Raw genomic sequence first — 7,467 nt, forward strand, 5'->3', positions numbered from 1 at the left:
CAGTGCCCATCAGACTTAGGCTTTGGTCTAAGGCTGTGCAAGAATCCCCGTGTCTTTAGACATCGGGAGTGTCAACGGGATACAGTGATTCCACAACTCATTCCCCGGACTGTAGCTGAGGAAGAATGGGCCGATCGCTTCGATGCGATCGTTCGACGTTTTGAAGTGTTACAACGCGGGATACTTTCTCCTCCCTCTCAAGACAATACCTAATTCTGGACCTCAAAAGTCAATTAGAAAAATAGAAAAATAGAAAAATTGAGAAGACAAAACCATAGGGTTCTGTCTTCTCAATTTTCAATTCTCAATTGTTTAGGCGTCTTTAGCTGCCGGTTTTAATTTAGACAGTTCCGAGAATTGATCGGCGTAGATTTCGATTTCCATGTTTTCATCGTCGCGGACCCCTAGCGATCGCTTCACTTGACCCAAAAACAGGGGTTTAGACAGTCCTGGTTCGGGATGGACGATCGTGCGGGCGCGGATGGTTAGTTGGTTTTCCCCAGCGGAACTAAACCGACCCTGAGAAAACAAATTATTGGCAGCTTGACGCAGGGTTAATTCCAGTTCCGACTCGGTAATCGTTGGCGGTAAAGCAATCACCGTTTGACTGCCATCATTGTCGTAGACCCTAGCATAATGGAGTGCACCCGGGACTTGGACCCGAGTCAGAGGGACCAAGCTGAGGGCAAATAAACCGCCGGTGAGGACTGCCATAAAGCCAGTAATTCCCACCAAGCGAAAGCGGACTCCCCATTTTAAGAGAAATCCTAACAGCCCCAGGAATCCACTAACCAGGGTGAGGATGCCTGCCCACTTAAAAGCAATGAAAAATTCTGCGGTTGTTAGCATATTGGTTTCTGGTGTAATTGAGGAGTAGTTCGGTTGAGTTCCATTGAGATTTAAGATTCCGCTTCGTTACTGACAAAGCTATCGGAGTTAGGGTTCGCTGATTCGATCGCCGCTTTGAGGGTATGCCAGCAGAGGTTGGCGCATTTGATGCGAACGGGGAATTGGGCGACGCCTTGCATGACATTGAGCTTGCGCTGTTCTTTGGGAAATTCTGCTTCGCCTTTCATCATGTTTTGAAAGCGCTGTATCATTTCGATCGCTTCGTCGGTGGATTTGCCGCGCAACGCTTCTGCCATCAGGTCAACTGACGCCATTGAGATGGCGCAACCTTCCCCGTCAAATTTTACCTCTTCAATGCGATCGCCCGCCTCATTCAGCCGCAATGTCAGTTCGATGGTATCGCCACAGGAAGGGTTATGTCCTCGCTGTCGGCGATGCACCGGATCCGTGACACCCCGATATTTGGGAGACTTGTAACGCTCCAGAATGACTTGCTGGTAGAGGTCGCGCAGATTGCTCAGAGACATGGTGGTAAGCTTCGAGAACTTGACTAATCTTTAGTTTAGATCCTATCAGCACTAGCACCTTTTGTCGTGGGTTAGGGGTTATGGGTTCTTGAGAATCATGGGTTAAGGCAATCTAATCCTTAAAATCTACCTGACCAATTTATTTGCCCTGTTAGCGCCTTTCGTGAGCGCCAGAGGCGATGATGATGCTAGATCAACCCTAAATGATTTGTAACAAAGTCAGGGAGCAAGATGCTCGCACTCCTGAGCGTATATAGCAGATCCTTTATCATTCTGACATCAGAAAGAAAGCGAGCAAGATGCTCGCACTCCTGAGCGTATATAGCAGATCCTTTATCATTCTGACAATGGATCTACGCCTAATAATCTTGTAGTGGGTAAATCCGGCGCTGGTCCTTCGCTCTGTGGCGCTTTACTTTTTAATGTTGTCTGGGAAAAATAAATGAATGAAACCATTTCCCAAAGGAGTGGGAAAATCTGGCTCCCGTGCAGCAGCAAAAAGTATCTTCATCCCCTTTAGCCATTCTATTGTCAGACTGCTGCAATACGGGCTATATTTTTATCATAAATTCAAGGTAAATTAGGAAATAAACCGTGAAGAGTCCGAGGGAAAAGTCGCCGGGATGGAATATCACTGAAGCGGAACGAGCCGTTTATCGAAACCGTTCTCAGGCATCGAGTGCGGCGAAAGCGAAGGCATTGCGGGGAGAGGGACCGAAACCGATTCATCCGATTAATGTGCCGAAGTTGCATCCGGAAGATTTGATGCCGAAGTTGCCATCTCATGGATTGCGATCGCTCTCTTTATTCAGTGGCGGCGGGGGTCTGGATTTAGGGTTCGATCGCGCCGGTTTTACTCATGTTGCCAGTTATGATATTCTCCCCGATGCCGGTAAAACTTTAACTCAAAATCGCCCCGATTGGAAGGTGTTTGCTGGGGAATCCGGGGATGTTACTCAAATCGATTGGCGCAGTTATCGGGGGTTAGTGGATATTATTCACGGGGGTCCTCCCTGTCAGCCTTTTTCAGTAGCGGGTCATCAGAAGGGAAAAGAAGATTCCCGGGATATGTTTCCTGAATTTGTTCGCGCTGTCTTAGAGATTCAACCTGTAGCATTTGTAGCTGAAAATGTGACTGCAATCCTGGGTAAAAAGTTTAGTTCTTATGTAGCAGAAGAAATAGAAAAACCCCTGAGTGAAAAATATTATTTAACTAAATTTATTTTATCAGCCCCCGATTTTGGGATTCCTCAAATTCGCAAGCGGGTTTTTTTTGTAGGATTTAAAATGGATAAAGTTGCCACAAAATATCAGCCACCTCAAGGGACTCACTACTGGGAAGACGGGAGCGGTAGTGGTCCAAGTAAACCCATTCAGTTGGATTTATTTTCCCCGGGAAAGCCATCGAAACTGCATCGATGTATGGGGATTCGAGAAGCCTTGGGATTGCCGGATATTGGCTTTGATGCCCTAGCACCGACGATTAGAAGTGGACTGACTGGACCTCGACATACCACCTCAGTGTTGAGTAGTGTTTCTGCGCAAAAAAACTGGGAAAAATTACAAATTTGGCCGAATGGAGTGGCGGCAAATCGAGAAGAAGCGCATTTATTTGTGGCGAAAAAGGGTCATTTTAGATTATCTGTGGCGGACTGTGGAATGATTCAAGGATTCCCCGAATTTTGGAGGATTGAGGGGGCAGTTTATATGGGATTAGGGCAAATTGGCAATGCGGTTCCTCCACCCTTGGCATATCGAGTGGCGGAATCGATTCATCAAGCGTTATCCTGAAGTGCTTCTGCAACCAGTTCGCGTAAGCGTTGAGCATGGTTGTTTGTAATCCGTTCCCATCCGTTAAAATAAGAATCAAGAATATGGGGGTTATTTAATGTGGAACCTCTCTCGATCAGGTATTGACATCTATCCTGCAAAATGGCAAGCATTCTCTCGGGGGAGTATCCAGTTTTTAGATCCATTTTAGGTCGGTACTCTTTTATAGAGTATTGTCTCTTGTGCAGTTTACGTGCGTCTTCAAGCGTATAAACGTCTTTTTCCCCTACTATTTCATAGAGTACAGACATAGTGAGCCGTTCGGGAGCAAGTTTGGCGAGTTGATAATCCGATTGGATGTAGGCTTTTTTTTCGGCAATCCAAGGAGTCATTGCTTGGGGAGAACCATAGAGACAGTAGTTTAAGATTTTCCACCCCTCACTGTAGAAGCCAAATAACCAATGTTTGCCCTGCCATTTTTTAATATGCTCCAATCCAAAGTCACGAACGGTGGTGACAGAAGACTTGGTGCTTGACTTCAACTCAAATGGAATTTGATATCCATTGTTCAGGAGAATCGCATCGATGCCACTACGGGTTGGATTGGCAGGCTTTTCTAATTGAAATAAGGTAATGAGTTGAGATTCTCGCTCATCATCTTGAGCTATCTCTTTAACTATTTCTTTTTTATCATCTTGAATTGTCATAATTTTTAAAATTTATCTAATAAAAACTCTCAGGATTGTTGTAGCAGTTAGGCCATAAAATTGAGAATTTAAACTCTCTTTTTTAGATGACTAAATCTGGTAAATGAATCTGTAAGAATGGCAATTGAAACTACTATAAATTAAGGAGAAATTAAGGACACGGCAGCAGCCGTGTCCTGAGAGTGGAACGTCAGAAATTGGGGAAATTTATCCAGCAATTCTGAGCAGTTCTACATCAAAAATTAAGGTAGCATTGGGGGGAATAACACCACCGGCACCGCGAGCACCATAGCCTAATTCTGGGGGAATCACTAATTCGCGACGTCCACCGACTTGCATGGTGGAGAGACCTTCATCCCAACCTTGGATGACTTGACCGACTCCGAGTTTGAAGGAAAATGGCTGATTGCGATCGCGCGAACTGTCAAACTTTGTGCCATCTTCTAAGGTTCCGGTGTAGTGAACCACAACGGTTTGCCCCTTTTGCGGGGTTGCGCCGGTTCCCTCCTCGATTTCCGTATATTTCAAACCCGAAGGTGTCGTTACCATAGTTGTCGTTGTCTCCTCTTGTGTGGTGTCAGCGCTGGCGATTGGCGTCTGAGCGGTCAACCGTTGCGCCAGTAGCGATTTGCTGGGCGTTGGTACTTCAGTTGTGGTTTGAGTTGGCTGAATGTTGGATGCGATCGCCTGACTGGAGCGATCGGTAAACTGAGCGACTACCAGCACCAAAACGCAGGCCAGCATCACCCCAAAGCTGATTAAAATTTCTCGCAAAATCAGTCCTCCTGAGTAGCCTGTAATGGCTCCAATCGTTGGGTTCGGGATTGACAAACCAGCGATTGTAGCCTGATCCCTACTCTAACGCCAAATGTCCCCCTGGTCGTCGCGGATTTCTGAATTGAGAATCGGATGGTGGGAGTCAACCCGCTTACCGCCACTGCTTATTTTCCAAGTCCCGAATTTGACGTTCTAGGCGATCGAGCCGTCCTCTGAGTTCGTCCATTTCCGCTTGACGCGGCACTCCTAGGTCTTGCATCACGTTGCGAATCTGGCGCTGCACCTGGGTTTCAAAATTCCCCTGTTCCGATTTCATCTGCTGCATGAGATCGTCTACAAAATGTTTCGCTTGGTCGGGATTGAGTTTGCCATCTTGGACCCACTGGTCGCTGACCTCTTTGATTTTCTCGGCGACTAGAGAGGTTGTACCAATGCCGATTAATAGCAGTTGCTTGAGCAGATTATTCGCATCCATATTGTTTTATTGTTTTCCTCTGACTGGGGTGGTGAAAATATCATCTACGATAGCGCGGGCCTTCCAAAGCGTGCGATCGCTGGCTCTATTCGGGCCCACTCTTCTATTGTGGGATATCCTATCCTGATTCTGCGGCTGTTCTACCTCATCCGTTGTAGGGTTTCCATTCTGAGGCAGACTGCCCTTAGCCCAGATACTTAGGGTACTATGAAACAAAGGGTTGCTCCATGAGTGAGGAAACCCGCACTCGTTTTTGCTCGCCCCGTAACGGATCAAACCCCCGTTTGCCATCATGTCTGACTGTCCACAGTGCCATCAATCCGTTGATGTCCAAGCTGTCAAATGTCCTTACTGCCAAACCCCACTCAAAGGATTTGGTCACCCAGGTATTCCCCTGCATCAGGCCAACTCGGAAGGGTTTTTATGCCAGAGTTGCACTTACCATGAGGACGATACCTGCAACTATCCCCAGCGCCCCTACGCGAAAACCTGTACGCTTTATCACGATAAATCTCAACCCCTAGTCCCGGTGATTCACACCCCCTATTCTCAGTCGGGGTCCTTGGGTGGCCTGAATCGATGGGTGAGGAGACATCCGGGGTCGATCGCAGTGGTGGCGATCGCCCTGATTAGTCTCTTCCTGGCACTCCGGTAAAGTCACCGGCCAACTAAACGCGATCGCCCACTTCGGCAATCAACTGGTCCAAAGACTGTTGCATCTGAGTACAAACCAACTGATAACATTGATTGACATACTGACGATCGCCTGCTGCCTTTCGTCCATAACGCTCAAAGGCGATCGGTGCACAAACCCGGGTATGAATCTGTGCCGGTAGGGGAAAATTCGGCCAAGGTCCAAAGGCAATCCCCCAAGGCAATCCCAAATAAATCGGAAACACCACCGGATCAATCCCCAATAACCAAGGCATCCCCCACTCCTCATGCAACTGGCGCATTTGTTTGTAAATATCCGCCATCACAAACAGGGTGTCATGAGCACCATAGGAAATAATCGGTAAAATTGGGGCATTTTCGCGTAGGGCCAACTTAATAAACCCCTGGCGCCCGGCAAAATAAATTTTATCCCGGAGGTGATGGGGACGAAACACATCCTCGGGACCTCCAGGATAGACTAACACCGTTGCCCCCTTTTGCAGCGCTGCGATCGCCATTTTGGGATGGGCCCGCAGCGCCCCACATTGGGCCGCTTGATGAACCACCATCTCGGGAAAGACATCCCAAGCTCTTGGGTGCATCAGTCCGTAGGTCAGGCGATCGAACCCTTGGCGACGGAACCAATCATACATAAACATAAACATATCCGGTGTCGCCAGTCCGCCATTGTGAGAACCCACCACCAGCATTTTGCCCTCGGGTAAAACATGATGCCATCCGTCGGTTTGCACGCGAAAATAGTGGTGGTATGCCCATTCCCACAGGGGCATAAACGATTGAATCACCCGGGGGTCACGCCGGTCTAACGACCAACCATCATAGGGATGGCGATCGCCCTTTCGTGCGAGGAACCCAGGTGCAAAGAACGATTCCAGGTTGTCAAACAAAGCCTCTCCCAGCCCTTCCATAAGCAGAATAGCGCTTTCCAGAATAATCTGGTCTGCACGCTCTTGACAAATCCAACAACTTTCGAGACCGCAATTGTTTCTCTGTGGCCCTCTCACCCCCAGATTTCCAGTCCCCTATCCCGATCCACAACCCGGAGATATCCTCGTCACATCCTCGTCATATCTGCCTTCTACATTAAAAATAGTCAGCCCTTCAACCCGGTTGAAACGGTCTCAATCAGTGCTGATGCGGGTCTTGACTTTATGCTAGAATGGTCTATAAAATAGCTCGTCTCCATCCTTAAGGAAATCTGACTCAGTTCCCTCTGGGTCTCACCCGGACATAAAAGCAGGCAGCTTTTTTCCTGGATTCTTCCCGATTGATTTCAACGAGCTATATTATCCCGACTGCAAGCAAGAACGCTCGATTTTTAAGGTAATGCAGGAGTTTTGCAGCAGGAGTTATCCCGAATGAAAACAACAAAGGATCAGTTCAACACCCCCTCAAAACAATTGAATAATTCTCATGATCAGGGTTCGGCCCCCGGTTGGCAAAAAACCCTAACCTATTTCTCAATCTTCCTCCTCGGCGCGAGTGCTACCTGGTCCGCGACGCAATTTCTGAATGGACCAACCCTGGTTTCACCCCAGGTTAGCGCTGCCTCTGCTGTTGCAGTCCAGGCGGCGGCCCCACAAATTCAGGCCAGATTGCCAGTCGCGGAAACCAATTTTATTACGGATGTGGTTCAAAATGTGGGTCCTGCGGTGGTTCGGATTAATGCATCGCGTACCGTAACCAC

The 7,467-nt window shown here is 47.9% G+C and carries 9 protein-coding genes and 1 pseudogene; 4 read left to right on the forward strand and 6 right to left on the reverse strand.

Annotated features, from left to right (window positions below):
- The coding region (locus J0895_RS06425) for a hypothetical protein (RefSeq protein ID WP_207087282.1) at positions 1-213 on the forward strand (213 nt) is incomplete at its 5' end.
- Between the two features lie 99 nt (positions 214-312).
- Here the strand turns inward: J0895_RS06425 and J0895_RS06430 are convergent.
- Both J0895_RS06430 and sufU read right to left on the reverse strand, forming a co-directional pair.
- Entirely contained in the window at positions 313-849 is a 537-nt protein-coding gene (locus tag J0895_RS06430) for a Ycf51 family protein (RefSeq protein ID WP_207087283.1), read from the reverse strand.
- 50 nt (positions 850-899) lie between these two features.
- Complete coding sequence (gene sufU / locus J0895_RS06435; protein ID WP_207087284.1) at positions 900-1,376, reverse strand: Fe-S cluster assembly sulfur transfer protein SufU; 477 nt, start codon at positions 1,374-1,376, stop codon at positions 900-902.
- A gap of 594 nt (positions 1,377-1,970) precedes the next feature.
- On the opposite strand from sufU, the gene J0895_RS06440 reads away from it, so the two are divergent.
- The gene (locus tag J0895_RS06440) at positions 1,971-3,167 is read left to right on the forward strand and encodes a DNA (cytosine-5-)-methyltransferase (protein WP_207087285.1); all 1,197 of its coding nucleotides are present in this window, start codon (positions 1,971-1,973) and stop codon (positions 3,165-3,167) included.
- On the opposite strand, the gene J0895_RS06445 is transcribed toward J0895_RS06440, so the two are convergent.
- The 3 genes from J0895_RS06445 to J0895_RS06455 form a co-directional block, all read right to left on the reverse strand.
- Positions 3,152-3,853, reverse strand: coding sequence for a hypothetical protein (locus J0895_RS06445; protein WP_207087286.1), 702 nt, complete (start codon positions 3,851-3,853; stop codon positions 3,152-3,154). The two genes, J0895_RS06440 and J0895_RS06445, sit on opposite strands and share 16 nt — an antisense overlap.
- Before the next feature lie 207 nt (positions 3,854-4,060).
- Positions 4,061-4,627, reverse strand: a complete 567-nt coding sequence (locus J0895_RS06450) for an FKBP-type peptidyl-prolyl cis-trans isomerase (protein ID WP_207087287.1) — start codon at positions 4,625-4,627, stop codon at positions 4,061-4,063.
- 154 nt (positions 4,628-4,781) lie between these two features.
- Positions 4,782-5,105, reverse strand: a complete 324-nt coding sequence (locus J0895_RS06455) for a phasin family protein (RefSeq protein ID WP_015149625.1) — start codon at positions 5,103-5,105, stop codon at positions 4,782-4,784.
- Positions 5,106-5,397: 292 nt separating this feature from the next.
- Here J0895_RS06455 and J0895_RS06460 point away from each other — a divergent pair, with 292 nt between their 5' ends.
- Entirely contained in the window at positions 5,398-5,760 is a 363-nt protein-coding gene (locus J0895_RS06460) for a zinc ribbon domain-containing protein (protein WP_207087288.1), read from the forward strand.
- A gap of 13 nt (positions 5,761-5,773) precedes the next feature.
- On the opposite strand, the gene J0895_RS06465 is transcribed toward J0895_RS06460, so the two are convergent.
- Entirely contained in the window at positions 5,774-6,688 is a 915-nt protein-coding gene (locus tag J0895_RS06465; RefSeq protein ID WP_242541104.1) for a lysophospholipid acyltransferase family protein, read from the reverse strand.
- Between the two features lie 450 nt (positions 6,689-7,138).
- On the opposite strand from J0895_RS06465, the pseudogene J0895_RS06470 reads away from it, so the two are divergent.
- Positions 7,139-7,467, forward strand: a pseudogene (locus tag J0895_RS06470) (serine protease); the annotation flags it as partial.

The organism is Phormidium pseudopriestleyi FRX01, assembly GCF_017313335.1.
Taxonomy (GTDB): domain Bacteria; phylum Cyanobacteriota; class Cyanobacteriia; order Cyanobacteriales; family Laspinemataceae; genus Laspinema; species Laspinema pseudopriestleyi.